At 66.7% G+C, this 24,775-nt stretch carries 27 protein-coding genes and 2 riboswitches; of the genes, 21 read left to right on the top strand and 6 right to left on the bottom strand.

Features of this window, described 5'->3' with window-relative positions:
• The first annotated feature begins 146 nt into the window (after positions 1 to 146).
• The 9 genes from HSDC_RS14930 to HSDC_RS14890 all read left to right on the top strand — a co-directional run bounded on the left by HSDC_RS14930 (position 147) and on the right by HSDC_RS14890 (position 7,550).
• Entirely contained in the window at positions 147 to 704 is a 558-nt protein-coding gene (locus tag HSDC_RS14930) for a YqaE/Pmp3 family membrane protein (RefSeq protein WP_064700740.1), read from the top strand.
• Between the two features lie 126 nt (positions 705 to 830).
• On the top strand, positions 831 to 1,697 hold the full coding sequence (locus HSDC_RS14925) for a carboxylate/amino acid/amine transporter (RefSeq protein ID WP_064700739.1): 867 nt from the start codon (positions 831 to 833) through the stop codon (positions 1,695 to 1,697).
• Between the two features lie 63 nt (positions 1,698 to 1,760).
• Positions 1,761 to 2,642, top strand: a complete 882-nt coding sequence (locus HSDC_RS14920) for an NAD(+) kinase (protein ID WP_122983346.1) — start codon at positions 1,761 to 1,763, stop codon at positions 2,640 to 2,642.
• Position 2,643: 1 nt separating this feature from the next.
• Positions 2,644 to 3,648, top strand: coding sequence for a metallophosphoesterase (locus HSDC_RS14915; protein WP_064700737.1), 1,005 nt, complete (start codon positions 2,644 to 2,646; stop codon positions 3,646 to 3,648).
• Positions 3,649 to 3,825: 177 nt separating this feature from the next.
• The gene (locus HSDC_RS14910) at positions 3,826 to 4,668 is read left to right on the top strand and encodes a rhomboid family intramembrane serine protease (RefSeq protein ID WP_064700736.1); all 843 of its coding nucleotides are present in this window, start codon (positions 3,826 to 3,828) and stop codon (positions 4,666 to 4,668) included.
• Positions 4,669 to 4,755: 87 nt separating this feature from the next.
• Entirely contained in the window at positions 4,756 to 5,040 is a 285-nt protein-coding gene (locus HSDC_RS14905) for a YeaC family protein (RefSeq protein WP_064700735.1), read from the top strand.
• Entirely contained in the window at positions 5,024 to 5,869 is an 846-nt protein-coding gene (locus HSDC_RS14900; protein ID WP_064700734.1) for a DUF2797 domain-containing protein, read from the top strand. Before HSDC_RS14905 ends, HSDC_RS14900 begins: the two co-directional genes overlap by 17 nt.
• A 68-nt stretch (positions 5,870 to 5,937) precedes the next feature.
• Complete coding sequence (locus tag HSDC_RS14895) at positions 5,938 to 6,624, top strand: glutathione S-transferase family protein (RefSeq protein WP_064700733.1); 687 nt, start codon at positions 5,938 to 5,940, stop codon at positions 6,622 to 6,624.
• Between the two features lie 32 nt (positions 6,625 to 6,656).
• Complete coding sequence (locus HSDC_RS14890) at positions 6,657 to 7,550, top strand: hypothetical protein (RefSeq protein ID WP_064700732.1); 894 nt, start codon at positions 6,657 to 6,659, stop codon at positions 7,548 to 7,550.
• A 24-nt stretch (positions 7,551 to 7,574) separates the two neighbouring features.
• Here HSDC_RS14890 and HSDC_RS14885 read toward each other — a convergent pair whose 3' ends face one another.
• A complete protein-coding gene (locus HSDC_RS14885) occupies positions 7,575 to 8,651 on the bottom strand; it encodes a PA0069 family radical SAM protein (protein ID WP_064700731.1) in 1,077 nt (358 codons plus the stop codon).
• Between the two features lie 154 nt (positions 8,652 to 8,805).
• Here HSDC_RS14885 and HSDC_RS14880 point away from each other — a divergent pair, with 154 nt between their 5' ends.
• The 12 genes from HSDC_RS14880 (at position 8,806) to HSDC_RS14825 (ending at position 20,899) form a co-directional block, all read left to right on the top strand.
• Complete coding sequence (locus HSDC_RS14880) at positions 8,806 to 10,410, top strand: OpgD/OpgG family glucan biosynthesis protein (protein WP_064700730.1); 1,605 nt, start codon at positions 8,806 to 8,808, stop codon at positions 10,408 to 10,410.
• 85 nt (positions 10,411 to 10,495) lie between these two features.
• Entirely contained in the window at positions 10,496 to 11,545 is a 1,050-nt protein-coding gene (gene cobT, locus HSDC_RS14875) for a nicotinate-nucleotide--dimethylbenzimidazole phosphoribosyltransferase (RefSeq protein ID WP_082920066.1), read from the top strand.
• On the top strand, positions 11,542 to 12,522 hold the full coding sequence (gene cbiB, locus HSDC_RS14870; RefSeq protein WP_064700729.1) for an adenosylcobinamide-phosphate synthase CbiB: 981 nt from the start codon (positions 11,542 to 11,544) through the stop codon (positions 12,520 to 12,522). Before cobT ends, cbiB begins: the two co-directional genes overlap by 4 nt.
• Entirely contained in the window at positions 12,519 to 13,601 is a 1,083-nt protein-coding gene (cobD, locus tag HSDC_RS14865) for a threonine-phosphate decarboxylase CobD (RefSeq protein WP_064700728.1), read from the top strand. Before cbiB ends, cobD begins: the two co-directional genes overlap by 4 nt.
• Entirely contained in the window at positions 13,598 to 14,134 is a 537-nt protein-coding gene (locus tag HSDC_RS14860) for a bifunctional adenosylcobinamide kinase/adenosylcobinamide-phosphate guanylyltransferase (protein ID WP_064700727.1), read from the top strand. Before cobD ends, HSDC_RS14860 begins: the two co-directional genes overlap by 4 nt.
• Positions 14,131 to 14,880 carry an adenosylcobinamide-GDP ribazoletransferase gene (gene cobS, locus HSDC_RS14855; protein WP_064700726.1) on the top strand — a complete coding sequence of 250 codons (750 nt, stop codon included), beginning with the start codon at positions 14,131 to 14,133 and terminating at the stop codon, positions 14,878 to 14,880. The genes HSDC_RS14860 and cobS overlap by 4 nt, the downstream gene beginning before the upstream one ends.
• A 46-nt stretch (positions 14,881 to 14,926) precedes the next feature.
• Positions 14,927 to 15,565: a histidine phosphatase family protein gene (locus tag HSDC_RS14850; RefSeq protein WP_064700725.1), complete on the top strand. Its 639-nt coding sequence runs from the start codon at positions 14,927 to 14,929 to the stop codon at positions 15,563 to 15,565.
• Positions 15,517 to 15,939: a bifunctional adenosylcobinamide kinase/adenosylcobinamide-phosphate guanylyltransferase gene (locus tag HSDC_RS14845; RefSeq protein ID WP_064700724.1), complete on the top strand. Its 423-nt coding sequence runs from the start codon at positions 15,517 to 15,519 to the stop codon at positions 15,937 to 15,939. Before HSDC_RS14850 ends, HSDC_RS14845 begins: the two co-directional genes overlap by 49 nt.
• A 75-nt stretch (positions 15,940 to 16,014) precedes the next feature.
• Positions 16,015 to 16,245: riboswitch (cobalamin riboswitch) on the top strand.
• A gap of 127 nt (positions 16,246 to 16,372) precedes the next feature.
• Positions 16,373 to 18,202: a TonB-dependent receptor domain-containing protein gene (locus HSDC_RS14840; protein WP_064700723.1), complete on the top strand. Its 1,830-nt coding sequence runs from the start codon at positions 16,373 to 16,375 to the stop codon at positions 18,200 to 18,202.
• An 87-nt stretch (positions 18,203 to 18,289) separates the two neighbouring features.
• Positions 18,290 to 19,144 (top strand): cobalamin-binding protein, encoded by an 855-nt coding sequence (locus HSDC_RS14835; protein ID WP_064700782.1) that lies wholly within the window; start codon positions 18,290 to 18,292, stop codon positions 19,142 to 19,144.
• Complete coding sequence (locus tag HSDC_RS14830; protein WP_170862791.1) at positions 19,131 to 20,132, top strand: FecCD family ABC transporter permease; 1,002 nt, start codon at positions 19,131 to 19,133, stop codon at positions 20,130 to 20,132. The genes HSDC_RS14835 and HSDC_RS14830 overlap by 14 nt, the downstream gene beginning before the upstream one ends.
• A complete protein-coding gene (locus HSDC_RS14825; RefSeq protein WP_064700722.1) occupies positions 20,132 to 20,899 on the top strand; it encodes an ABC transporter ATP-binding protein in 768 nt (255 codons plus the stop codon). Before HSDC_RS14830 ends, HSDC_RS14825 begins: the two co-directional genes overlap by 1 nt.
• A 1-nt stretch (position 20,900) precedes the next feature.
• Here the strand turns inward: HSDC_RS14825 and HSDC_RS14820 are convergent, their stop codons facing one another.
• The 5 genes from HSDC_RS14820 to HSDC_RS14800 are packed head-to-tail and all read right to left on the bottom strand — an operon-like array spanning position 20,901 to position 24,327.
• Complete coding sequence (locus HSDC_RS14820) at positions 20,901 to 21,077, bottom strand: DUF1289 domain-containing protein (protein ID WP_064700721.1); 177 nt, start codon at positions 21,075 to 21,077, stop codon at positions 20,901 to 20,903.
• Positions 21,078 to 21,440, bottom strand: a complete 363-nt coding sequence (locus HSDC_RS14815; protein WP_064700720.1) for a hypothetical protein — start codon at positions 21,438 to 21,440, stop codon at positions 21,078 to 21,080.
• Between the two features lie 30 nt (positions 21,441 to 21,470).
• Positions 21,471 to 22,235, bottom strand: a complete 765-nt coding sequence (locus HSDC_RS14810; RefSeq protein ID WP_064700719.1) for an ABC transporter ATP-binding protein — start codon at positions 22,233 to 22,235, stop codon at positions 21,471 to 21,473.
• Positions 22,232 to 23,293 (bottom strand): FecCD family ABC transporter permease, encoded by a 1,062-nt coding sequence (locus HSDC_RS14805; protein ID WP_064700718.1) that lies wholly within the window; start codon positions 23,291 to 23,293, stop codon positions 22,232 to 22,234. Before HSDC_RS14805 ends, HSDC_RS14810 begins: the two co-directional genes overlap by 4 nt.
• A gap of 17 nt (positions 23,294 to 23,310) precedes the next feature.
• Positions 23,311 to 24,327, bottom strand: coding sequence for an ABC transporter substrate-binding protein (locus HSDC_RS14800; protein WP_064700717.1), 1,017 nt, complete (start codon positions 24,325 to 24,327; stop codon positions 23,311 to 23,313).
• Between the two features lie 220 nt (positions 24,328 to 24,547).
• Positions 24,548 to 24,758: riboswitch (cobalamin riboswitch) on the top strand.
• The last annotated feature ends 17 nt before the right edge of the window (positions 24,759 to 24,775 follow it).

Below are 24,775 nucleotides of genomic sequence, written 5' to 3'. Positions count from 1 at the left end.
CCCTTGGGGCTGCCTCGATTTCAGCATAGTCGACTGGCACGCGATGAGGCTCCCGAGGCAGGAACCCAGGTCGGGCCGGCCCACTCCAATATGGCACAATGCCGACATGAATCGTTCGTGATGCCGATCACTGTTGGAGATGCCCCATGGATGCCCGCGAATACCTGGCCCGCAAGGGGCTGGATGGAGAACGTGACAAGGAGCGCCCCAACACTCTGGAGGAAAAGGCCTGGTACCGTGCCCGTGAGGCCGGGGACCACCGTCCCAGAGCGGGGACGCCTCATGACTGGGAAGACTGGGAGCGCTATCACGAGACGCTGGCCGAAGGCGCCGACGCCCTGGAACAGAAGATCGACCATGAGGCGCATCAGCGGGCCCTGGAGCATGAGCGACCGCAGGCGGGAGACGATGCGAGTGAAGGCGAGCGCCCGAGCCGTGGCGTGGAGCATTTCACGCCACCGTCCTCCGCGGCGGTTGGCGCCGCCGGGGATGCCGAGCCGCGGGGCGAGGCGAGCCGGCATGCGGACTCGACGTCGCGGCCCGAACCCTTTGCCGCCATTGTGACCCTGGCCGTGCTGATGCCGCCCCTGGCGATGGCCCTGGCCGGTGCCGGCGTTCGTCGGGTTGTGGTGTCGTTGGTACTGATGCTGCTCGGTTGGTTGCCGGGGTCGCTCTACGCGGTTGTCTGGCTCCTGCGGCGTTGAGGGCTCGTCCTCGACCTCTCGTTCGTGATATCGACGAGTACCGACCGACAGGGCGGAACCCGCTTGGCAGCGGGCAGGACGCGCGTATAATCATCGTCAACCCTTGATGTAAGCAGGAGTTGACCGTTGGGCTATCTCGTTGGCGTCACCATTCTGTGGGCCTTCTCGTTCTCGTTGATTGGTGTTTACCTGGCCGGGCAGGTGGACAGCTACTTTGCGGTGATGATCCGCATCGTACTGGCGGCCTTGGTCTTCTTGCCGGTGCTGCGTCCGCGCCTGCTGCAGGGGCGGCAGCGGTTGGCGCTGATGGCTCTGGGGGCGGTGCAGCTCGGTGTGATGTACATCTTCTTCTACCAGTCCTTTCTGTTGCTGTCGGTTCCCGAAGTGCTGCTGTTCACTGTCCTCACGCCGCTCTACATTGCGCTGCTGGACGATGCCCTGTTCCGGCGCTTCACGCCCTTCCATCTACTGACCGCGGCCTTGGCGGTGCTGGGGGCCGCGGTGATTCGCTACAAGGGGCTCACCGACGATTACTGGCTGGGATTCCTGGTCGTGCAGGGTGCCAACCTCTGTTTCGCTCTCGGCCAAGTTGGGTATCGCCGACTGTCGGCGGGCCTGCCCGATGCTCTGCCTAGGCTATCGGTATTCGGCTGGTTCTACCTGGGCGCCGTGGCCGTGGCGGTGCCGGCCTTCCTGGTGTTGGGTGATACGACGGCATTACCGACCACGGGCCTGCAGTGGGGCGTGCTGGCCTGGTTGGGCCTGGTGGCCTCCGGGGTGGGGTATTTTCTCTGGAACCTTGGGGCCGTGCGGGTCGATGCCGGCGCGCTGGCGATCATGAACAATGCCCTGGTGCCGGCTGGCTTGCTGGTCAACCTGCTGATCTGGAACCGCGACGCCGATCTGGCGCGTCTGATACTGGGCGGCGCGATCATCATCGCCTCCCTGGCACTCAATGATTGGTGGCAGAAGCGGGCACCGCGAGCTGCCTGAGGCGGTTTGCCCCCCATCGGCAGTGTCGCCATAATGGTTCCTCGCGAAGCGAGGGACCCGCGCATGCAAGCCTTCAAGAACATCGGCCTGATCGGTCGGCTGGGCAGCGCCAAGGTGGTCGAGACCCTGAAGCGCCTGAGTCGCTTTCTCGACGCCGCCGGCTATCACGTCATCATCGAGGACCGCACCGCCACGGTACTGCTCGACCATGGCCACCCGGAGGCCAGCCGTCGCCTGCTCGGCGAGCTGTGCGACCTGGTGATCGTGGTCGGTGGCGACGGCAGCCTGCTGGGTGCCGCCCGTACCCTGTGCCATAGCGGTACCTTGGTGCTCGGCGTGAATCGCGGTCGCCTGGGATTTCTCACCGACATCTCGCCCGATGAGCTCGAGGCTCGCGTGGGCGAAGTGCTCGAGGGGCGCTTTGAGGTCGAGGAGCGTTTCCTGCTCGATGCCGAGCTCTATCGCGACGATACCCTGATGGGGAATGGCGACGCCCTCAACGAGGTGGTCCTGCACCCCGGCAAGGCCGTGCGCATGATCGAGTTCGAGCTGTTCATCGATGGGCAGTTCGTGCACAGCCAGCGCAGCGACGGCCTGATCATCGCCACGCCCACGGGGTCGACGGCCTACGCCTTGTCCGGTGGCGGCCCGATCATGCACCCCAAGCTGGATGTGATCACCCTGGTGCCGATGTTTCCCCATACCCTGTCGAGCCGGCCGATCGTCATCGACGCGGCCAGTGAGATCCGTATTCATATCGGCGAGACCAATCAGACCTATCCGCACATCAGTTGCGATGGCCAGACGCGTGCCGTGGCCAAGCCCGACGATGTGCTGGTGATCCGGCGCAAGCCGCAACGGGTCCAGCTGGTGCATCCGCTGGGGCATAATTTCTATGAAGTCCTGCGCAGCAAGCTGGGCTGGAGCAATCGCCTGGGAGACTGAGGTGAGCGAACGAGGCACCCCCGAGGGCTACGACCTGATCGGTGACGTGCATGGATGCGGCGCCACCCTGGCCGTGCTGCTCGAGCGGCTTGGCTATCACCAGCAGGACGGTGTTTACCGTCATCCGCGTCGCAGGGTGATCTTCCTGGGGGATCTCATCGACCGGGGGCCACGTATCCGTCTGGCGGTCTCCATCGCGCGGCGCATGGTCGAGGCGGGCGAGGCGTCGATCGTGCTCGGCAACCATGAAGTCAACGCGCTCGCCTATTGCCATCGGGCGCCTGCGGAAGCGGGGCGGACCTGGCTTCGCGAGCATACGCCGCGCCACAATCGCATTGTCAGGGAAACCTTGGCGCAGTACCGCGATCATCCCCAAGAGTGGCAGCAGACGCTCGAATGGTTCCTGACGATCCCTTTGTGTCTGGAGTTCGACGGGCTGAGGGTAGTGCATGCTTGCTGGGATCAGGCGTTGATCGACGAGTTGCGCCATCAGCGTCCCGATGCCCGCATCGATCTGGATTTCCTCGCCGAGGCCGAGCGTTCTGGCACGCGTGCATCCCGCATTCTCGATCGCCTGACCCGGGGGAGCCACCTCTCCCTGCCGGAAGGCATGCATATTCGTTCCGGGGACGGCTTCACCCGGCGCAGCTTTCGCGCTCACTTCTGGGCCAGGCAACCACGTACCTGGGGGGATGTGGTCTTTCAGCCGGACAGCCTGCCGGATGACCTGGAGTCCCGTGAGCTGAGCGATGAGGAGCGCTCGCGGCTGAGCTATTACGGCCCGGACCAGCCCCCCCTGTTCATCGGCCATTACTGGTGCGAGGGCATCCCGGCGCTGCCGGCTCCCAACATCGCCTGCCTGGACTACAGCGCCGTCAAGTTCGGCCGCCTGGTGGCCTACCGCTGGAGTGGCGAGACGAGCCTCGATGCCGATCATTTCGTGTGGGTCGACGTTCCCCAGGAAGAGCGGGCCCGGGTGACGCCCCAGGAGATCGATTTCGATTGATACAAACCGTTACACAAAAATGTGCCCCATGACTGAACTCGCATCCACATCGCCGATCAGAGTAAGTGTTCCCTTGAATGATCCCTTGCTCTTGTCCGGTGGTTCCCTCCACCGGACTTTTCTTTTTGCGCGTCTGTCGCGTGCCTGCAACACGGAATGTCCTGCCTCGGAGGCTGCATGTATCGGGTAATCCTGTTGCCTCGCGATGCCGACCTGGATGAGTTGCGTCGGGCGCTCTGGGCCCATCGCATCGGGCATCGCATCACCGAGGAAGACGACGGCCAGGTCCTGTGGCTGGTCGACCCTTCCCAGCAAGAGGCGCTGCGCGAGCTGCTCGCGCAATGGCAGCGCGGCGAGCCTTTGATGCCCGAAGGCAGGGCGGCGCGGCGTGGCGGTGGCGCCCAGTGGCTGGCGCCGCTGCGACGCGTCCCGGTCACTTCCCTGACGCTGGGCCTGTGCCTGCTGGTGTTCGCCGCCACCTGGCTGCTCGGCGATCTGGTGATCGCCGCGATGACTATCGCGCCGGTGGGCATCGTCGACGGACAACCCGTGCCTGGCAGCCTCGGGGAGGGGCTGGCCAGCGGCCAGGTATGGCGCCTTCTGTCACCGATCTTTTTGCACTTCGGCTGGATGCACCTGATCTTCAACATGCTCTGGCTGTGGTTTTTCGGCCGCCAGGTCGAGGCGCTCCATGGGGGGCGGCGCATGCTGACGCTGCTGCTGCTGTCGGGCATCGGCGGCAACCTGGCGCAGTATGCGACCGGCACGGTGCTGTTCGGCGGCATATCCGGGGTCGATTTTGCGCTGCTGGGCTATGTCTGGCTGATGTCGCGGCGACGTCCCGGTAGCGGTTTCTTCGTGCCCCAGATGCTGGTGATCTTCATGCTGGCCTGGATGGTCTTCACCATGACCGATATCGCCACCCTGTTCGGTTTCGGCAATGTGGCCAACGAGGCACACCTCGGGGGGCTGGTCGTGGGGCTGGCGCTGGGCTGGTATCATTCGCGGCGGGCCAGGTAATGCTGCTCGCCGACTACGGCGAGCCTGGTGGCTCCGCGAGCCAGTGATTCTCCCCGCTCCGATCCATTTCTTCCGAGAGATTCCGCCATGAGCGATATGACCTTCGAGCGCATGATCCAGCAGATGACGCCGGCCATCTACGAGAGCCTCAAGCAGGCGGTGGCGCTGCGCAAATGGCCGGACGGTCGCTTTCTCACCTCCGAGCAGACCGAGCTATGCCTCGAGGCCGTGATGCGTTACGAGGTAGAGAACGGTGTTCCCGAGGAGCAGCGGGTCGGCTATCTCGAGCGTCGTACCTGTGGTGCCGACAGCGGTGGCGGAAACGTGTCCCCGGAGATGGCGGGCCTGGGTCAGGATGTCGGTCGTGACTGAGACCCTGGCACACGGCTGTCTGACCAAGATGGCCGTCGAGCCCGGCGCCCCCGCTCGCTACACCTTGCGAGCCGGCGATGACCGCCTGCCCCTCGATTCGCTGCTGGGCGAGCCGCTGCGTCTTGCCTGGAGCGGGGCCATCGCCTGCACGAACTGCGGTCGAGCGACTCGCAAGAGCTTCGGACAGGGCCATTGCTATCCTTGCTTCAAGCGACTCGCGCGCTGCGACACCTGCATCATGAAGCCGGAGCTGTGCCACTATTTCCAGGGCACTTGCCGTGAGCCGGAGTGGGGAGAGAGCCATTGCTTTCAACCCCACATCGTCTATCTGGCCAATGCCTCCGGTCTCAAGGTCGGGATTACCCGCGCCACCCAGGTGCCGACCCGCTGGCTCGACCAGGGCGCGGTCCAGGCCCTGCCGATCCTCGAGGTGGATTCCCGCCAGCAGTCCGGTTTCGTCGAGATGCTCTTCAAGGGCGAGGTCTCGGATCGCACCAACTGGCGCGCCATGCTCAAGGGCGAGACACCGGAGCTGGATCTGGCGGCCGAGCGCGACCGATTATTTGCGCAACTGGCGAGCGGGCTCGATGCGCTGCGCGAGCGCTTCGGTGAGTCGACCATTCGTCCTGTGGAGGCCGCCCCGCGCACGTTCACGTACCCGGTGCTGGAATACCCCACCAAGGTGGTGTCGCACAACTTCGACAAGCGTGCCGAGGTGGCGGGGCGCCTGATGGGGATCAAGGGGCAGTACCTGATGCTGGACAGCGGCGTGATCAACCTGCGCAAGTTCACCGGCTACGAGATCGTGGTGAGCCATGGCGTCTCGTGACGGCTTGTGTCAGCGTTACAGGTTCATGCCGTAAGGACTGAATGTCACATCACAAGGAGGGTGAGCGGATGTACCGATTGCATATCGCCAACAAGAACTATTCTTCCTGGTCGCTGCGCCCTTGGGTGATCATGCACCATCTGGAGATTCCCTTCGAGGAAAGGCTCACGCCTTTCGAGACCGGCTCGAGCTGGCACAGTTTTCGCGCCTTTTCGCCCACCGGCAAGGTGCCCTGCCTGGAGGATGGCGAGCGTGCCGTCTGGGAGTCGCTGGCGATCGTCGAGTACCTGGCCGAGCGGCACGAGGGTGTCTGGCCGCGTGACGAGGCCGCGAGGGCCTGGGCACGTTCGGCCAGTGCCGAGATGCATGCCGGCTTCGGTGCCCTGCGTGACGAGTGCCCGATGAACTGTGGCGCGCGGGTGCGCCTGTCGTCGCCTTCGGCGGCATTGGGCAATGATCTGGCGCGACTCGACGAGCTCTGGCAGGAAGGCTTGTCCCGTTTTGGCGGGCCTTTCCTGGCCGGTTCGGATTTCAGCGCGGTGGATGCCTTCTTCGCTCCCGTGGCATTTCGCGTGCGCAGCTTCGACCTCGAGCTCGGCGAGGCCTCGCGGCGTTATGTCGACACACTCCTCGCACTGCCGGCGATGCGGCAGTGGGACGCCGATGCCGTGGCCGAACCCTGGCGGGAGCCTGGCCACGAGGATGACTTGCTGGCTCGCGGGACCCTGCTGGAGGATCGTCGCGAGAACGGCTGACAACGGCACGAGACGCACAGGGGGAAGCTCGGATGACGGTATCGAATCTCAAGGAGCGAGACACGGGCCGGGCCGGTTTCCGGGTCGTCGATCGGCTGACGGACCCCGAAGGCGACGCGAATGCCGATTGGCTCGGCGTCGCCGAGGAGTGCGTGCTGTGGATGGATGGCGCCGCACCGGTCAATGTCGGGCAGACGCGTAGTGGCTACCCCAGTGATGCGGCCTGGCTGGTGCGACGCTTCGTGGCGCATTTCCTGGCCAGTGTCGACCCGGCGCGGCAGACGCGGGAACTGGTCAGCGACATCCAGGCACGCCTGGCGGCGGAGTATGATGCCCTGGCGCCGACCGACGCTGTCGGGCGGTTGGATCTGCCCTTCGCCTGTTTCGGGGCGGCACGCCTGGTCGACGATACCCTGGAGATCACCGGGGCAGGGGACTGCGTGCTGCTCTACGAAACCGATGCCGGAGATCTGGCCTGTTTCGGCCACAGTGCGGTCAGCTCGCTCGAGCAGCAGGCAGTGACCACGTTGCTCGAGGTCAAGGCGCGCACCGGGGCGAGCCACGACGCGGCCCTTCGTGCGACCGTCCCGCATATCCTCGACAATCAGGCCCAGCGCAACCGGCGTTTCGGCTACGATGTCGTCGAGCCCATCGGCGATCTTGCCATCGAGCTGGAGCGGGTGCTGATGCCCGCGCGCCCGGGGCGCCGATTGCTCGCCATGAGCGATGGCTTCTATCGGGCCGTCGACACCTACCATCTCTTCAGCCACGAGCAGCTCTTCGCGGCCGCCTTCGACAGCGGACTGGACCACATCCTATCGCGCCTGCGTGCCGCCGAGGCGGACGACCCGGAAGCGCGTGCCCATCCCCGGCTCAAGCTGCAGGACGATGCCACCGCGGTTGCCTTCGTGGTGGAAGCGCGCTGAGGCCCTGCCAGCCGGAACCGGGACTCAAGGCGTGAACAGGTCGCCCTGCGCGCCGGGTGGCTGAAAGGCCGAGGTATCCAGGGTAACGTTGCCTGGAAAGCCCAGGCGCCGGTGGCACCTGTCAAAGCGCTGGGCGAGCAGTTCGGCAAACACGCCCTCGCCGCGCATGCGGTGGCCGAAGCGGGCGTCGTAGTCGACGCCGCCACGGCACTGGCGCATCAGGCTCATCACCTTGTCGGCACGCTGCGGATAGTGGGTGCTCAGCCAGTCTTCGAACAGCGGGGCGACTTCGCGGGGCAGGCGCAGCAGCATCCAGGAGGCACTGCTGGCGCCGGCGTCGCGGGCCGCTTCCAGCAGCCGTTCCAGTTCGTGATCGGTGAGGCCGGGAATCACCGGCGAGATCAGCGTCCCGACCGGCACACCGGCCTCGGCCAGGGTGCGGATGACCTTGAGCCGTGCCTCGGGCGAGGCCGTCCGAGGTTCCAGAGTGCGCTTCAGTTCACGATCCAGGCTGGTCAGGCTGATCATCACTCGCACCAGGCGGTGCTCGGCCAGCGCTGTCAGCACGTCGAGGTCCCTCAGGATCAGCGCGCTCTTGGTCACCAGCGTCACCGGATGGCGATGCTTCAGCAGGGTCTCCAGCACGCGACGTGTCGTTCCTCGTTCGGCTTCCAGGGGTTGGTAGCTGTCGGTATTGCCGGAAAGGTTGATCGGCCGGCAGACATAGCCCGGCTTGGCCAGTTCCTCCTCGAGACGCTCCACCAGGCCGCTGCGGGCGATCAGCCGGGTCTCGAAGTCGAGGCCCGGCGAGAGATCCCAGTAGGCATGGCTGGGGCGGGCATAACAGTAGATGCAGCCGTGCTCGCAGCCTCGATACGGGTTGAGGGAGCGATCGAAGGGCAGGTCCGGCGAGCGGTTCCAGGACAGGGCGCTGCGTGAGGCTTCGGTCGTGACTCGGGTGGCCAGGCGCTCTGGCACGGCGTCCTGCCACCAGCCGTCGTCGATGGCCTCGCTGCGGGTCGGCGCGAAGCGATTGTGAGGATCGAAGGTCGCGCCGCGTCCCCGGCGCGCCCCTGGGGTCGTGGGCACTCGAGTGGCCATGCTCAAGCCTCTTTCTGTATTTATATACAGTATAGAGCGTCATGCCATGAGGGCAACCGCGGAACTCGAATGGTCGTCCGGCGTTCCACAGGAACGATACGGCACCGGGATGGCCCGGCGCCTCACGGGAATGCCATGCGAGAAGGAACCCGACATGAAGCGACGCGACTTCCTGAAGATGGCCGGGGCACTTGGCGGCAGCGGCCTGCTGCCGATTTCTCCCCTGCTGACCGCCACGGCAAGGGTCGAACCCAGCGGCGCCGGCGAGCCCTTCGACTATGCCTGGCTCAAGGGGCTGGCCCGGCAGTTGTCGACCCAGGACCCACGCGAGCACGCCATCGAGCTGCCCGCGCCGATCAGGAACCTCGACTGGGATGCCTACCAGGCGATCCAGTATCGAGCCGACAGTGCCTTGTGGGCCGATGATCCCGGCTCGGCATTCCGTGCCCAGTTGTTCCACCTGGGGCTGCACTACAAAACGCCGGTGCGCATCCATGAAGTCGTCGATGGGCGTGCCCATGAACTGGCCTATGATCCTTCCCGGTTCGACTTCGGCGAATCGGGCGTCGAGGGGGAGCGCCTGCCCGAGGACCTGGGATACGCCGGTTTCCGGCTCCACCACCGGGATGACTGGAAGCGGGATGTCGCGGCCTTTCTTGGCGCCAGTTACTTCCGCGCGGTGAGCGATTCTATGCAGTACGGCATGTCAGCCCGGGGGTTGGCGGTCGACACCGCGTCGGCGTCGCGCGAAGAGGAGTTTCCGGACTTCACCCGCTTCTGGCTGGAGCGACCCGAAGGTGACGAGGAGAGCGTCATCGTCTATGCCTTGCTCGAGTCCGCCAGTGTCACCGGGGCGTACCGCTTCGTCATCAGGGATCGTGAAGGTGTCGCCATGGACGTCGATGCGGCCCTCTATCCACGCCGTGCCATCGAGCGGCTCGGCGTGGCACCGCTGACCAGCATGTACATGGTCGGCGAGAACGACCGCGATGCGAACTGGGACTGGCGGCCGGAAATCCATGACTCCGACGGCCTGTCGATCCACGCCGACAGCGGTGAATGGATCTGGCGCCCGCTGACCAACCCGAAGCACTTGCGCTTCAATGCCTTCGGCGAGCGTGCGCCGCGCGGTTTTGGCCTGCTGCAGCGCGATCGCGACTTCGATCATTACCAGGACGATGGCGTCTTCTACGACCGTCGCCCCGGTGTCTGGGTCGAGCCGAAGAACGACTGGGGCGAAGGCTCGGTGCAACTGGTCGAGCTGCCCACCCTGGACGAGACCTTCGACAATATCGTCGCCTTCTGGAATCCCGCCGAGCCCACCCGGCCCGGCGAAGAGATGCTGTTCGGCTATCGTCTCTACTGGTGCGATACCTCCCCGGCGCAGCCCTCGCTGGCGCGCTGCGTGGCGACGCGCACCGGGCTCGGTGGCGTAGTCGGGCAACGACGGGAATATTTCAGCTGGCGCTTCGTGGTCGACTTCGCTGGTGGCCCCATGCCGCTGGGCGAGGATGTCGAGGTCGAACCCGTCATCGAAGCCTCTGCCGGCCGGGTCGAGATCACCTCGGCACGCCCCCAGGAGGCCATCGAGGGCTACCGCGCCATGTTCGACGTGGTGCCTCCCGATGACGGCACTGACCCCATCACCCTGCGGCTGTACCTGAAAAGCGGCGATCGGCCCCTCACCGAAACCTGGCTCTATGAGTGGACGCCACCGCCCGCGGAGGAGCGCGAGCTGCGCAATCCCGGCCATCTATAGATCGCAGTGCCAGGCAAGATGACCTCCGTCATCGCCAGCCCTCTGGTAGGATGGTCGGCTCGCCGAGCCTGCCTGGAGAAGCCCCGTGAACGATGCCCTGCCGTTCATAGCCGATGTCGACACCGCCTGTGCCGAACGGGCGAGTCGTCACCTCGATACCCTGACCAAGCCGCCGGGCAGCCTGGGCCGACTGGAAGCCTTGGCGGTAAGCCTGGCGGGCATCACCGGTGAGGCCTTTCCCAGGGTCTCCCCGCCGGCTGTGGTGGTGTTTGCCGCCGACCACGGGGTGGCGGCGGAGGGCGTTTCGGCCTTTCCCCAGGCCGTGACCGCCCAGATGGTGGCCAACTTCGTCACCGGTGGAGCGGCCATCAATGTTTTTGCCCGACGCATCGGTGCGCATCTCGAAGTGGTCGATGTGGGCGTGGCCAATGCATTGCCCGCCGAGGGCGTCGTTCATGACCGGGTGCGCCCAGGCACCGCCAACCTGGCTCGCGAGGCGGCCATGCAGCGTGACGAGGCGCTGGCGGCCATCGCCGCCGGCCGGCGTGCCGCCGAGCGAGCCGCAGTGGCCGGCTGCCGCTGCCTGATCGTCGGCGAGATGGGCATTGCCAATACCACGGCCAGCAGTGCCATGCTGGCCGTGCTGACCGGCGCTTCCGTGGCCGGGCTGGTCGGTCCGGGAACGGGGGTGGCCGGTGCCGCCCTGGCGCGCAAGCAGGCGATCATCGAGTCGGCCCTGGTCGCGCGCGCGCCGGACCCCGCCGAGCCCCTGGACGTACTCGCCAAGCTGGGCGGGCTGGAGATCGCCGCCATGGTCGGGGCCTACCTGGAGGCGGCGGCAAGGCGCATGCCCGTGCTGGTCGACGGCTTCATCGCCACGGTGGCCGCACTCACCGCCTGCCGGCTTGAGCCGGCGCTGCGTCCCTATCTGATCTTCGGGCATCGTTCCCACGAGCCTGGCCATGACCATGCCCTGGCGGCGCTGGACGCCGAACCGCTGCTGGATATGTCGCTGCGGCTGGGGGAGGGCAGTGGTGCGGCCCTGGCGTTTCCGTTGCTCGAGGCGGCCAGCGCGATGCTCGCCGAGATGGCCACATTCGATGCCGCCGGCGTCGCTACCGAGGGCAAAACGTGAGCGTCGCGCCGCTTTCGTTCGAGTTGCTGGCGCTGGTCGGCGTGGCGCTGGTCATCGACCTGGCGCTTGGCGATCCGCCTTGGTTGCCTCATCCGGTGGTCGGGATCGGTCGGGTGATTGCCTGGCTCGAACGCGCCTGGAACCATGGCTCAGCGGCGGCTCGCCAGCGGCGTGGCGTCTGGTTGGCGTGCGTGGTAGTGGTCGGCACCTGGACGCTAGCCTGGAGTGCGCTGACGGTGCTGGCCTGGGTGTCGCCCGGGCTCGCGCTGGTGGCTGAACTCGTGCTGCTGGCCATGGCGTTCGCCACTCGAGGGCTGGCCGATGCGGCCCGAGCGGTGGCCGAGCCCCTGCGGTGCGGCGACCTGCCGGCGGCCCGGCTGGCTTTGGGGCGCATCGTCGGGCGCGATACCGAGGCGCTCGACGAGGCCGGCCTGACCCGCGGGGCGGTCGAGACCGTCGCCGAAAACACCGTGGACGGCATCACCGCGCCGCTCTGCTGGGCGCTGCTCGGGGGAGCTCCCCTGGCACTGGCCTACAAGGCGGTGAATACCCTGGATTCCATGGTCGGCTATCGCAGCCCGCGCTATGCGGACTTCGGCCGCGCCTCGGCGCGACTCGACGATGCCGTCAACTGGCTGCCGGCCCGGCTCACGGCCCTGGCCATGTGGCTTGCGGCGCGTTTCATCGCCGAGAGCCGGACGGCCGGCGCCCTGGCTGCCACATGCCGCGAAGCGCCGCGCCATCCGAGTCCCAACGCCGGCTGGCCGGAGGCGATGGTGGCCCACTTGCTGGGCGTGAGGCTGGGCGGACTCAATCACTACGACGGGCACCCCTCTCATCGCGCCACGCTTGGCCAGCCGCGGGAGCCGCTGGTCGTCGGCCACATCGAGCGTGCCATCCGCTACATGCACGGCGGCTGGCTGGGTGTGTTGCTGTTGCTGGTGCCCCTGGTACTGCTCAGGGAGTGGCTGTCATGACCCTTACTGCCTGGCCGGCGCATGGTGGAAGAGTGGCTCCGCTGCTGGCGCGCTTCGGCTTGCCTGCTGATCATCCGGTGATCGATTTCAGCGCCAATCTCAACCCGTTGGGGCCGCCATCCTGGCTGCCGGCGTGGCTGTCCGGTGCCGGCGACGCGCTGGCCCGCTACCCGGACCCGGACGACGACCGGGCTCGCCGGGCGCTTGCCGAACACGACGATGTGGCCCCGGAGCGAGTGCTCGTGACCAACGGCGGCATCGAGGCGATCTATCTGGCCGCGGCGCTGCACGCCGGCGGCCGCGCCCTGGTGATCGAACCCACCTTCAGCGAGTACGCCCTGGCCTGTCGCCGGCACGGCCTGACGGTCGACCGGCTGGCGCTGGAGGCACCGACGTTCCGGCTCGACCTCGACGCCGCCGAGGCGGCCCTGGCCGGTATCGATGTCGTCTTCCTGTGTCGACCCAACAACCCCACTGGGACGCTGATGCCGCGTGCCGATGTCGAACGCTTGCTGGCTCGGGCGCATCGGAGCGGTACCACTCTGGTGGTGGACGAAGCCTTCGTCGACTTCACCGAGAATGACGAACGGCTCACGACGCTGCTCGATCAGGCACCGAACCTGCTGCTGTTGCGTTCCTTGACCAAGCGCTTCGACGTGCCGGGACTGCGGCTCGGCTACCTGCTCGGCGCCCCGGAGACGGTGAATCGCCTCGCCACCCAGCAGATGCCGTGGAGCGTCAACGCCCTGGCTCGAGGGCTGGTGCCACCGTTGCTCGCCGACCATGAATATCTCGCGCGTACCCGCGCCTGGCTGTCGGCCGAGCGCGGCCTGCCCGGAGCGGTGCGCGAGCTCGGTTTCACGGTGACGGATACCCAGGCCAACTTCTTCCTGCTGCGTGGTGGACACGATGCCGACGAGAGCCGGGCACTGTTCGCCTTCCTGCTGGAGCGCGGGTTGCTGGCCCGTCACACTCATGGGTTCCCCGGCCTCGAGGGAGCCTGGCTGCGGCTGGCACTGCGTGAAGCGGAGGACAACGCTCGACTGCTCGAGGCACTGACGGCCTGGAGGCGGCCATGATCGCCTTCGTTGCCGGCGGAGCGCGCTCGGGCAAGAGCGACGTGGCCGAAGCCCTGGTGAGCGAGCAGCGGGCGCGGTGCGGCGGTGCGCGCTATTACCTGGCCACGGCGCAGGGCCGCGACGACGAGATGGCCGCGCGGATCGCCCGGCATCGTCACCGCCGCGGCGACGACTGGGTGACCCTGGAACCACCACTGGCGCTGGCCGGGGCCTTGTCGACGATCCCCCAGGGCAGTGCCGTACTGCTCGACTGCCTGACCCTGTGGGCCAGCCGAGTGATGTTCGAAGCCGAACTGGCGGCCTCCGAAGGCCGGGCGATGCTGGCGCATGGGCTCGTCGAGGCGCGTCGCCGAGAACTGGCCCTGGTGGTGGTCTCCAACGACCTCAACGAAGACCTGCCGCCGCGTGATGCACAGGTGTGGCATTACCTGGCCTTCCTGCAGGCGTTGCACTGCGATCTGGCCGCCGAGGCGGACAGGGTCATCGAGGTGGTGGCCGGCCGGGGCATCGACTGGAAAGGAGAGTCCGCATGAAGGAAGCGGGATTCGGCGTGCTGCTGGCCATCCAGTTCCTGACCCGGCTGCCGGTGCCGCTGGCCTGCCCGTGGACGCCCGGCACCCGGCGCTGGGCGGCACGGGTCTACCCGTTGGTGGGCATGCTGATCGGCTCGCTCGTGGCTGCCGTTGGCACCTTGCTCGAGGCGGCTCTACCGTTGCCGCTGTTGACCCTGGCCCTGCTCAGCCTGTGGGTGGCGCTGACCGGCGGGTTGCACCTCGATGGCCTGATGGATCTGGCCGATGCTCTGGGCAGCAACGCACCACCCGAGAAGCGCTGGGCGATCATGAAGGACCCCCAGGTAGGCAGCTTCGCAGTGCTGGCGCTGGTGTTTCTCCTGGCCTGGAAGGCGGCACTGCTGTGGACCCTGCTGGCCGCCGGGGCGAGCCCTTGGTGGCTGGTGCCGGTGATCGCGCTGGGGCGTCTGGCCGCGGTCGGCCTGTTGGTCTCGGTGCCCGCCGCCCGGGCCGAAGGGCTGGCTCATGCCTGGCAGCGGAGCCTGGGGCGGGGCGATCTGGTCTGGGCCGTGGCGCCGGTGCTGGTGCTGCTGGCGCTGATGCCGGGGGCAGTCGGGTTGATCCCGGCGCTGGTCGTGTTCGTGGCGCTCTATGGCCTGGCGGTGCGCCGGGCTTTCGGCGGCATCAACGGCGATATCGTCGGTGCCGCCATCGAAGGAAGCGAGCTGTGGCTGCTGCTGATGGCGTGGGTGTCGTGCGCGGCCTGACCGGCAGGGCAGAGAAGGAAACGATGGGAGCAAAGGAGAGAGGTCGATGACCGAGTCGCCAAGCCTGGAACTGACCGTGGTGCGACATGGTGTGACGGCCTGGAACCTGGAGCGTCGCTACCAGGGGCACCGTGATGTCCCCTTGCTGATGCCCGAGGCGATAGCCGATATCGAGCGACTGCGCGATGACCTGGCCGAGGAACGCTTCGACGCCGTTCACTGCAGTGACCTGACACGCTGCCGACAGACCCTGGCGGCGGTACGCGAGACTCTGCCGACCCCCGAGGCGTGGTTCGATGCCCGCCTGCGCGAGCTGGATTTCGGCGACTACGAAGGGTGCACCTACGCGCACCTCAAGGACGATCCCGGCTATCGTGCCTGGGTCGACAGCGCCGGGGCCGTGGCGCCGCCGAACGGCGAGTCGGCCGCAGCCCTGTGGTCACGCCTGGAAGACTGGCTGGCGGAGGTACAGGCGCAAGCGCTGGCGACGGGCCAGCGCCGGGTACTGGCGGTGAGCCACGGCGGGGTCATCCGCGAACTTCGGCGACGCCTGGAGGGGGCCGAATTCTGGGACGGTGTGGTCGGTCAGGCCCAGGGGCGGCGCTTTGTTCTCATCCATGATGAAGGAAACTGGCGATGCAGCTGTTCATCGGCGGTGCCTGCGCCGGCAAGCGCGACCTCGTAGCGGCACGGTTCCCGGATGCCGTCTGGCATCGGTTGGACCCGGACGCTCCTGAGAGCTGGCGGGATGCGCTCGTTCCGGGCGCGCCTCTGGTGCTGACCGGCTGGGCGAGCTGGCTGGAAGGCGCGTTGGAGGATGACTCCGATGACGACCGGCTGCGCGCGCGGCTGGCCGCGATGCTCGAGACGCTGGTCGAGGTGGAGGCGGGGAGCGACGGAGAGGTCGTGCTGATTCTGCCCGAGATGGGGCGTGGCATCGTGCCCGTGGATGCCGCGGATCGCCGCCTGCGCGATCTGTCCGGCTGGCTGGCCCAGGATGCCGCCGCCCGTGCCGAGGCGGTCTGGTACGTTCGCCATGGCCTGGCACGCCGATTGTGAGAAAGGGCGATGCCGGCGGCCAGCCTCGTTGCCCATGAAGGCCCGAGCACGTTGACGCCCCGGTGGGCGGTTGCTAGCTTACGCCCACTCTCAGGTGACCCAGGCCTGCCCAGATGGGCCGGGTTGAAACGGGAAGTCGGTGATGCTCGCTTGTCAGCTCAGCGGGTCAATCCGACGCTGCCCCCGCAACGGTGATCGAGTCAAACACCGTCTCACGCCACTGTGCCACGCACGGGAAGGCGGCGGTGACGAGGCCGGTGTGCCTCGCTCGTCAGCCCGGAGACCGGCCTGTGAGTGCTTGCCAGGACGCGGAAGGCGAACCTCGGGCAGGGCGGACTCGCCGATATCATGTCGATCTTCCCTTCCTCGCCCCACGTCCGGCCTTCCAAGGGTTCACTGCCGCACGGGGGTGTGCGGCTCCGGGACGAATATCATGACAACTTCTCTCTCTTTCCGTTGGGGCCTGGCCTCCCTTTGCCTGGGGGCGTCGCCACTCCTTCATGCCGCCCCGAGCGCGGCCGATACCGAGACCGATGTCGAGCAACGGCTCGATCCGCTGGTGGTGTCGGCTACCCTGGCGCCACGTACGGCCAGTCAGTCGCTGTCCTCGGTCTCGGTGATCGACGAGGCGTCGCTGCGCCGCCAGGATCCCACCGATATCACCGATGTGTTGCGCGCCCAGCCCGGCGTCGACGTTTCCTCCAACGGCGCTTTCGGCAAGACCACCAGCGTCTACCTGCGCGGCACCGGCAGCGAGTCCACGCCACTGCTGATCGATGGCATCCGGCTGCGTTCCGCCACCCTGGGCAGCCCGGCCTGGCAGTTCCTCGATCCACGCATGTTCGAGCGCGTCGAGGTCGTGCGCGGCCCGCGCGGCAGCCTCTATGGCGCCGATGCCGTGGGCGGCGTCGTGCAGCTTTTCACGCCGCAGGGCGAGCTTGGTGATCCCGAGCCCAGCGTTACCCTGGGAGGCGGCTCGCATGACAGTCGCCGTGTCACCGCGAGCGTGACCGGTGGTGACGACGGCACTCGCTATGCCGTCTCGGCCAGCCATTTCGGCACCGAAGGCGCCGAGGTCGTCGAAGGCGAGGGCGACAAGGGCTACGACAACACCACCGGTTTCGCCCGGTTGTCGCACACTTTCCACAGCGGCGCCGAGGTCGGCCTGCTGGCCCTGCGCGCTCGGGGCAATACCGAGTTTGTCGGCGGTGACACCGACTATGTCCAGCAAGTGGCCGGCGTCTACGGTGAACTGCCCGTCACCGAGGCCTGGCGTAGCCGACTGACGCTGAGCGAGTCGCGTGACGAAAGCGACAATCACGATGACTTCGGCGATTCGGTGATCGATACCCGCACGCGCACCGCTCGCTGGGAAAACACCGTGGCTGTGGGGCCGCATGAGTGGATCGCCGGTGCCGAAGCCAGTCGCGACGAGGTCTCGGGCACCACCGACTACGACGAAGATAGCCGCGACAACGTTGCGGTCTTCACCCAGGCGCTGCTCGATTTCTCGCCGATCTCGGTCCAGGCTGGGCTGCGCTACGATGACAACGATGCCTTCGATGAGGAGGTCACCGGCAACCTGGCGCTTGGCTATGCGCTGGATGACCACCACACCCTGCGCGCCAGTTACGGCACGGCCTTCCGCGCGCCGACCTTCAACGAACTCTATTATCCCGGTTACGGCAATGCCGATCTCGATCCGGAACGCTCCGCGAGTGTCGAGCTCGGGATGCGCGGTCAGTTCGAACGCGGCTTCTGGGACCTGGCGCTCTATCAGACCGATGTCGAGGACATGATCGCCAATGTCGTCTTCGATGGCGTCAGCACGCCCTACAATGTCGATGAAGCCCGCATTCGCGGCGTGGAGCTCTCCACCGGCGCGGAAGTGCTGGACTGGAGCCTGCGTGCCGCCCTGACCTATACCGACCCCGAAGACCAGGAGACCGGTAACCGGCTGGCGCATCGGGCCACGCGGAGCCTGCGTTTCGATGCCGACCGTGAACTGGGCGACTGGACCTTCGGTGGGTCGATCATCGCTCAGAACCATCGCTACGGCGACGCCGACAACGACCAACGGCTGTCGGGTTATGGCATCGTCAACCTGCGGGCCGGATGGCGTTTCGCGCCGCATTGGTCGGCGCGCCTGACGCTGGAGAACGTCTTTGATCGCGAGTACGCCACTGCCCGGGATTATCAGGGCCGCGATTACATCGACGCCGGCCGCGCTGCCTTCCTGAGCGTGAGCTTCGGCGCGCAATAAGAATACAACGCTCAGCGGAGGCTTGCCGCCGGGCATGATCCGCATGTTCGAGGAGACGTGGTGCGCTTGAAATACCTGCTGTATGGCATGGGGCTGCTGGCGCTGGCCGGCTCCGCGCAGGCGGCTCCCTGTGTTACCGACGACCGGGGGCGCGAGGTCTGCCTGGATGCGCCGGCCGAGCGCATCGTGGCGCTCTCGCCAGGTGTCACCGAGCTGCTCTACGCCGCCGGCGCCGGCGGGAGCGTGGTGGGTGCGGTCAGCTTCAGCGACTATCCACCCGAGGCCGCCGACCTGCCTCGGGTGGGTAGCTATGATCGCCTCGATCTCGAGGCACTGCTGGCCCTGTCGCCGAATCTGGTGGTGGCCTGGTCAGGCGGCAACCCCGAGCAGCAGCTCGAGCGCCTGTCGGCGCTTGACATGCCGGTGTTCTTCTCCGATGCCGACGATTTTGCCTCTATAGCGTCGAATCTGGAGCGTCTGGCCGTCCTCGCCGGCAGCGAGGCCCAAGGCCGGCGAGTCGCCGAACGGTTGCGTGAGGAGGTCGCCGACCTGCGGGCGCGTCACGCCGAGGCCGAACCGGTGAAGGTCTTCTATCAGGTCTGGGCGTCGCCGTTGATGACGATCAATGGCGAGCACTGGATCAGCCAGGCGCTGGCCCTGTGTGGTGGCGTCAATCTTTTCGCCCGGCAGTCGTCGCTGGTGCCGCGCATCGCCGTCGAGGCGGTACTGGCTCGGGACCCGGAAGCGATCATCACCGGCGGCATGGGCAAGTCCGATGCCTCTTGGCTCGACGCCTGGCACGACTATCCGGACATGACGGCCGTGCAGCGCGACAACCTCTTCTTCGTCGACCCGGATCTGGTGCAGCGCGCCACTCCCCGGCTGCTGGAGGGAACTCGCCAGATCTGCCATCACCTGGAGGTGGCGCGTGAGCGACGCTGAGGCACGTCGTCGAGGCGGCTCGTCACTTGCCGGACCGCTGACATGGCTGGCCCTGGCGGCACTTCTGTCCCAGGCACTGGCGCTGGTGCTGGGTAGCGTTGCACTGTCGCCGGATGCGCTGCTCGCCGTGCTTGGCGGCGGCGGCGGCGAGCCGTTGCACCGTACCCTGGTACTCGATCTTCGCCTGCCTCGTGCGCTGGCGGCCTTCGGTACCGGCGCCCTGCTGGCGCTGGCCGGCGCCTTGATGCAGGTGCTGTTGCGCAATCCGCTGGCCGACCCTTATGTGCTGGGGCTTTCCGGCGGCGCCTCGGTCTGCGCGTTGCTGGCCATGCTGGCCGGCCTGGGCGCGTCATTGGTCGCGGGGGCGGCCTTCGGCGGCGCCCTGGCCTCGATGCTGATCGTCTTCGGTCTGGCGCATGGCACGGGTAGTTGGACGCCGACTCGCATGCTGCTCACCGGGGTGGTGATGGCCGCCGGCTGGGGTGCGCTGATCAGTTTTTTGCTGGCGGTGAGCCCGGCCGAACGGCTTCCCGGCATGCTCTACTGGCTGATGGGGGATCTGGCCTATGCGGGGTCGCCCTGGCTGGTGCTGGCCCTGGCCGCGCTCGCCCTGGTGGTGATGGTGCCGCTGGGGCGTACCCTCAACGTGCTGGCCCGGGGCGGCATGCAGGCCGCCGCCCTCGGCGTGGCGGTGCGTCCCGTGGAGTGGACCCTGTATCTGGTGGCCAGCCTGCTCACTGCCGTGGCGGTGACTACCGCCGGCAGCATCGGTTTCGTGGGGTTGATGGTGCCGCACATGCTGCGCCTGCGTCTGGGCAACGACCAGCGTCTGATTCTGCCGGCCAGCCTGCTGGCCGGCGGAACCCTGCTGACACTCGCCGATACCCTGGCGCGCACCTTGATCGCCCCGCAGCAATTGCCGGTGGGGGTGATCACCGCGCTGTTGGGTGTGCCGAGTTTTCTTTATCTGCTCTATCGGAGTCGCTGATGGCGAGCCTCGAGACGCGCGGCTTGATCGTCGACGTACCCGGGCGCTCGCCGGGCCGAGCGCTCGACCTGTGCATGGCGCCGGGAGAGTGCTGGGGCGTGCTGGGGCCCAACGGCGCCGGCAAGACCACCTTGCTGCATACCCTGGCCGGCCTGCGGGCCCCGCGCGCCGGTCTGGTACGGCTCGAGGGGCGCGACCTGCCACGCTGGCGCCGCCGGGAGGTGGCGCAGCGGCTGGGCGTGGTGTTTCAGGAGCGCCACGACGAGTTTCCCGCCACCGTGATGGAAACCGCGCTGATCGGCCGTCATCCCTATCTGTCGCCCTGGCAGCGGGAAGGCGAAACGGATATCGCGCATGCCCGTGAGGCACTTCGGCGTCTCGATCTCGAGCATCTGGCGCCACGCCTGGTATCGACGCTTTCCGGGGGCGAACGGCAACGGGTCAGCCTGGCCACGGTGCTGGCCCAGTCACCGCTCTGGTGGCTCGTCGACGAGCCGACCAACCATCTCGATCTTCACCACCAGATGGCCACCATGACGCTGCTCGAGGCGCAGGCCCGAGCGGGATGCGGTGTGGTGATGTGTCTGCATGACCTCAACCTGGCGGCCCGCTGGTGCAGTCACCTGTTGTTGCTCTATTCCGATGGCGAAGCCTGCTGGGGGCCGGCACCCGACATGCTGGAGGTCGAGGCCCTTGAACGGCTCTATGGCCAGAAACTGATGTGTGTCGAAGCCGACGGGGCGCCGGTCTTCATCCCGACCCGCTGACTCAGTCCTTTTTCAGCTTCTTCAGCCGCTGCGCCGCGCGCTGGTGAGTCTTCATGCGCTCCGGGCGTTTCATCGACGGCCAGCGGGTGATCTCCTCGGTGGTGCGGCCGCAGCCCACGCAGAGTCCACCCTTCAGCCGGCAGATCGAGACACAGGGACTGTCGATACGCTTGGCCATTCAATGCCGCTCCAGCAGCGAAAGACGACGTTCCCAGTCGCTACCGTGCACGCGGCGACACTCTTCTTCGCTGTCGGCGTCCAGGTGGGCGTCGATGCTGTCGACCTCGAGCCCCACTTCGAAGAAGGCGGCCTCGGTGAGTTCACGCATGCGCTGGCGACCCTCCCCCTTGAGGGCTCGGGCCAGGTCGTCCTGGGTCTCGAATACCCAGACCACCCTCAGGCTCTCGGGGAAGTGGCGGTAGTCCACCAGATGGGTCAGCCAACAGAAGCCGGGCAGCATCGGCTTGGCCGTCTCGCAGGCTTCGGTCAGGGCCCGGGTCAGTCGGCGCTCCATCCGGGCGCGGGTTTTCTTGTCGAGCATGGCGTACCTCTCCGGTCGTGTGGCTGAGCGCTACAGCGCATGGCGAAAGCGCAGGATGGGACGATCCTCGTCGGGGTCGTCGAGCAGGGTGGCGTGCACGCCGAAGGTGCGCCGCAGCCGCTCGAGGGTCAGCACGTCCCGGGGTGGGCCGGTCGCGACCAGGCGTCCACCGTCCATCACGCCGATGCGGTCGCAGTCCATGGCCTGGTCGAGGTCGTGCAGGGCGATGATCACCGTCACCGGCAGTTGCTTGACCAGCGTCAGGATCGACAGCTGGTGGCGGATGTCCAGGTGATTGGTCGGCTCGTCGAGCAGCAGGGCGCTCGGTTGCTGGGCCAGGGCCCGGGCAATGTGTACGCGCTGTCGCTCGCCGCCGGACAGCGTGTGCCAGAGGCGATCCGCCATCGACTGCATGCCGACGTCCGCCAGGGCCCGGTCGACGATGGCATCATCCTGCGCGGACCAGGGGCGCAGCGGAGAAAGGAAGGGCGTGCGTCCCAGTGCCACCGCCTGCCGGGCCTCGAGACGGTCGAGGGTATCCGCTTGCTGTTCGACGAAGGCGATGGTGCGGGCGACCTCGTGGCGCCGCATGGCGCGCATCGGCCGTTCGTTCGCCAACACGCGGCCGACCTTCGGTCGGCGCAGTCCGGCCAGGACGCGCAGCAGGGTGGTCTTGCCCGAACCGTTGGGGCCGACCAGGCCGAAGGTCTCGCCCGGTTCCACCGTGAGGCTGACGTCATCGAGTAGCCTGTGCCCATGGACCCGCCATTCGATGTGTTCGGCACGCAGTCTCATCGTGACCTCGCGCCGCGTATCAGGATCAAAGCGAAGGCCGGCGCGCCGATCAAGGCGGTGACCACCCCGATCGGCAGCACCTGGCCCGGCACCAGGGTGCGTGACAGGATGTCCGCGCCGATCAGAAAGATAGCGCCGGCCAGTGCCGAGGCTGGCACCAGGCGAGTGTGACGGCTGCCGACGATGAAGCGCATGGCGTGGGGAATCACCAGCCCCACGAAACCGATGGTGCCGACCATGGAGACCATGACGGCGGTGACCAGCGCCATGGCGGTGATCAGCGCACCCCGTACGCGACGCACCGGAATGCCCAGGGAGGCGGCGCTGTCGGCGCCGAAGGTGAAGGCATCCAGGGCGCGCCGGTACCACAGGCAGATCGCCAGGCCGGTCAGGGCGGCAGGCAGCCCCAGGGCGACGTCGTCCCAGCGCACGCCGGACAGGTTGCCCATCAGCCAGAACATGATGCCGCGCGCCTGTTCGGCGCTCGCCGACTTGGCGATGATGAGCGCGGTCAGGGCATTGAAGAGCTGCGAGCCGGCAATACCGGCAAGGATGATGGCCCCCGCGGCCTGGGTCGCGCGGCCGCCTCCGGTGCCGCTGCCGGCGGCATGGGCGAGTGCCACGACCAGGGTGAAGGCCAGGCCTGCCCCGGCGAAGGCACCGAGCGAGAGGCTCAGGGTGCCGGCGCCGAGGCCGATGATGGCGACCGTCACGGCCCCCGTCGAGGCGCCAGCGGAGATCCCCATCAGAAAGGGGTCGGCCAGCGGGTTGCGCAGCAAAGCCTGGAGCACGACCCCGGCCAGGGCCAGCCCGGCGCCGCAGCAGGCCGCCAGGATGGCCCGGCTGAGCCGGTAGCTCCAGATGATGCCGGCATCGATCCGGTCCACTGGAAATTCCGTTCCCCACAGTCGATTGGCCAGTACCTTGAGAATGGTATCGGCCGGTATCGGTGTCTCACCGATCATGGTCCCTGCCATCACGGCGAGAAGCAGCATGATCGGCGTCAGCCAGGTCCAGTGCCACGCCGAGCGAGTCGGAGCAGCCACGGCCAGCGTCATGGCGAGAAGTGCTCTCGTCATTGCGCGAAGGACAGGGACGACAGGGCATCGGCCAGCGTCTCGAGGCCGAAGATAGTGCGCATCGTGGCACTCATTGCATGGGCATCCATCTCGATGATGCGGTCGTGTTGCACGGCCGACATCTGACTGGCCACAGGGTCGTTGTGCAGGAAGTCGAGCTTGGCCTCGAGGCTGTCCGCTGCGTAGCGACGACGATCCATGCGCGCCACCACGATGATGTCGGGATCGGCCTGGGCGATCGATTCCCAGCCGACGGTTGGCCATTCCTCATCGGACTGAATCACGTTGCGAATGCCGAGCTTGTCCATCATGTAGCCTGGTGCCCCAAGACGTCCGGCAACATAGGGATCCGAGGATCCATCGGGGGAAGAAAACCAGAAGACTGCTGAAACATCGTCCGGAAGATTCAGGCTTCTGGCCGTGGAAATGGCTTTCTTTTCGCGAGATTCCAGGTCATCCACCAGAGCCTTTCCGGCCTGTTGTACATCGAAAATTGTGGCCAGCTCATGGATGCCCTTGTAGATCGAATCGGTGGAAAAGGCCGCAGTGCGTGTGCCATCGCTACCGGTGGCATTGTTCTTGGTATCGCAGTCGGCCGGCATGATGTAGGTGGCGATACCCAGGTCATGAAACTGGTCGCGAGTCGCCACGCTACCGGTGGGACCGACGTGCCATTCGTACTGGGCGGCGACGAGTTCTGGCTTCTTGTTCACCACGGCCTCGAAGCTCGGATCATTGTCGGCGATTCGCTCGATATTCGCGTTGATATCGCGGAATTTCGGCAATACAGGGTTGAACCACACTGAGGTACCGACGACCCGGTCTTCCACTCCGAGAGCGTAGAGGATTTCGGTAGCTGATTGACCGATGGTCACCGTGCGTTCCGGTGCCGAAGAAACATGGATTTCCCGACCGCAATTCATCATCGACAGCGGATATTCGGTAGCGTTGGCCAGGGCCGATGTGGCCGGAATCAACGAGAGTATTGCCAGAGCCGTGCGAGCGATATCCATGCGGTGGTGTCCAGGTAGGATAGGTGATAGGGCCAAACGACGCCTGGAGGTTGCCATGAGTTTCGAGGCGTTTTCCACTCCCGATTCTCGATTTCCTCCGCGCGGACATGGCAGTGTCGGAGTAGTATTGTTTGGTTATGTTATAACATAACTATTTCGGCTGGCAAGCGAGAGCCACGGCATGTCACGCCGATTGCGCGGTGTGCTGCCGGTCCTTTAGGATACCCGTTCGATGACAGGTGCCCCTGATGGTCAGGGGATAATCGGGAAGTATGGTGAGGCCTGAGCCGATTCCATCGCTGCCCCCGCAACGGTAATGAAGCGCGATCTGCGAAGACCACTGGCGTTCGCCGGGAAGGTGCAGGTCATGACATGGCGCCCTGGCGCATGTCCCTTCGAGCCCGGAGACCGGCCTGTCGTGTCGTGTCATCCCGTAGCGGTGCGGTGG

It is taken from the genome of Halomonas caseinilytica, assembly GCF_001662285.1.
GTDB lineage: Bacteria > Pseudomonadota > Gammaproteobacteria > Pseudomonadales > Halomonadaceae > Halomonas > Halomonas caseinilytica.
The sequence above is the reverse complement of the archived record's forward strand: the minus strand, read 5'-3'. Positions and strand labels throughout refer to the sequence as shown.

Excerpts from the sequence above, each read along its gene's own strand:
- HSDC_RS14805 (WP_064700718.1), bottom strand. The coding sequence starts at position 23,293 with ATGACGCTGGCCGTGGCTGCTCCGACTCGCTCGGCGTGGCACTGGACC.
- HSDC_RS14850 (WP_064700725.1), top strand. The coding sequence starts at position 14,927 with ATGACCGAGTCGCCAAGCCTGGAACTGACCGTGGTGCGACATGGTGTG.
- HSDC_RS14905 (WP_064700735.1), top strand. The coding sequence starts at position 4,756 with ATGAGCGATATGACCTTCGAGCGCATGATCCAGCAGATGACGCCGGCC.
- HSDC_RS14800 (WP_064700717.1), bottom strand. The coding sequence starts at position 24,327 with ATGGATATCGCTCGCACGGCTCTGGCAATACTCTCGTTGATTCCGGCC.
- HSDC_RS14810 (WP_064700719.1), bottom strand. The coding sequence starts at position 22,235 with ATGAGACTGCGTGCCGAACACATCGAATGGCGGGTCCATGGGCACAGG.
- HSDC_RS14840 (WP_064700723.1), top strand. The coding sequence starts at position 16,373 with ATGACAACTTCTCTCTCTTTCCGTTGGGGCCTGGCCTCCCTTTGCCTG.
- HSDC_RS14860 (WP_064700727.1), top strand. The coding sequence starts at position 13,598 with ATGATCGCCTTCGTTGCCGGCGGAGCGCGCTCGGGCAAGAGCGACGTG.
- HSDC_RS14910 (WP_064700736.1), top strand. The coding sequence starts at position 3,826 with ATGTATCGGGTAATCCTGTTGCCTCGCGATGCCGACCTGGATGAGTTG.
- cobD (WP_064700728.1), top strand. The coding sequence starts at position 12,519 with ATGACCCTTACTGCCTGGCCGGCGCATGGTGGAAGAGTGGCTCCGCTG.
- HSDC_RS14920 (WP_122983346.1), top strand. The coding sequence starts at position 1,761 with ATGCAAGCCTTCAAGAACATCGGCCTGATCGGTCGGCTGGGCAGCGCC.
- HSDC_RS14895 (WP_064700733.1), top strand. The coding sequence starts at position 5,938 with ATGTACCGATTGCATATCGCCAACAAGAACTATTCTTCCTGGTCGCTG.
- HSDC_RS14885 (WP_064700731.1), bottom strand. The coding sequence starts at position 8,651 with ATGGCCACTCGAGTGCCCACGACCCCAGGGGCGCGCCGGGGACGCGGC.
- cobS (WP_064700726.1), top strand. The coding sequence starts at position 14,131 with ATGAAGGAAGCGGGATTCGGCGTGCTGCTGGCCATCCAGTTCCTGACC.
- HSDC_RS14820 (WP_064700721.1), bottom strand. The coding sequence starts at position 21,077 with ATGGCCAAGCGTATCGACAGTCCCTGTGTCTCGATCTGCCGGCTGAAG.
- HSDC_RS14835 (WP_064700782.1), top strand. The coding sequence starts at position 18,290 with ATGGGGCTGCTGGCGCTGGCCGGCTCCGCGCAGGCGGCTCCCTGTGTT.
- HSDC_RS14900 (WP_064700734.1), top strand. The coding sequence starts at position 5,024 with ATGTCGGTCGTGACTGAGACCCTGGCACACGGCTGTCTGACCAAGATG.
- HSDC_RS14880 (WP_064700730.1), top strand. The coding sequence starts at position 8,806 with ATGAAGCGACGCGACTTCCTGAAGATGGCCGGGGCACTTGGCGGCAGC.
- HSDC_RS14890 (WP_064700732.1), top strand. The coding sequence starts at position 6,657 with ATGACGGTATCGAATCTCAAGGAGCGAGACACGGGCCGGGCCGGTTTC.
- HSDC_RS14845 (WP_064700724.1), top strand. The coding sequence starts at position 15,517 with ATGCAGCTGTTCATCGGCGGTGCCTGCGCCGGCAAGCGCGACCTCGTA.
- HSDC_RS14825 (WP_064700722.1), top strand. The coding sequence starts at position 20,132 with ATGGCGAGCCTCGAGACGCGCGGCTTGATCGTCGACGTACCCGGGCGC.
- HSDC_RS14930 (WP_064700740.1), top strand. The coding sequence starts at position 147 with ATGGATGCCCGCGAATACCTGGCCCGCAAGGGGCTGGATGGAGAACGT.
- HSDC_RS14815 (WP_064700720.1), bottom strand. The coding sequence starts at position 21,440 with ATGCTCGACAAGAAAACCCGCGCCCGGATGGAGCGCCGACTGACCCGG.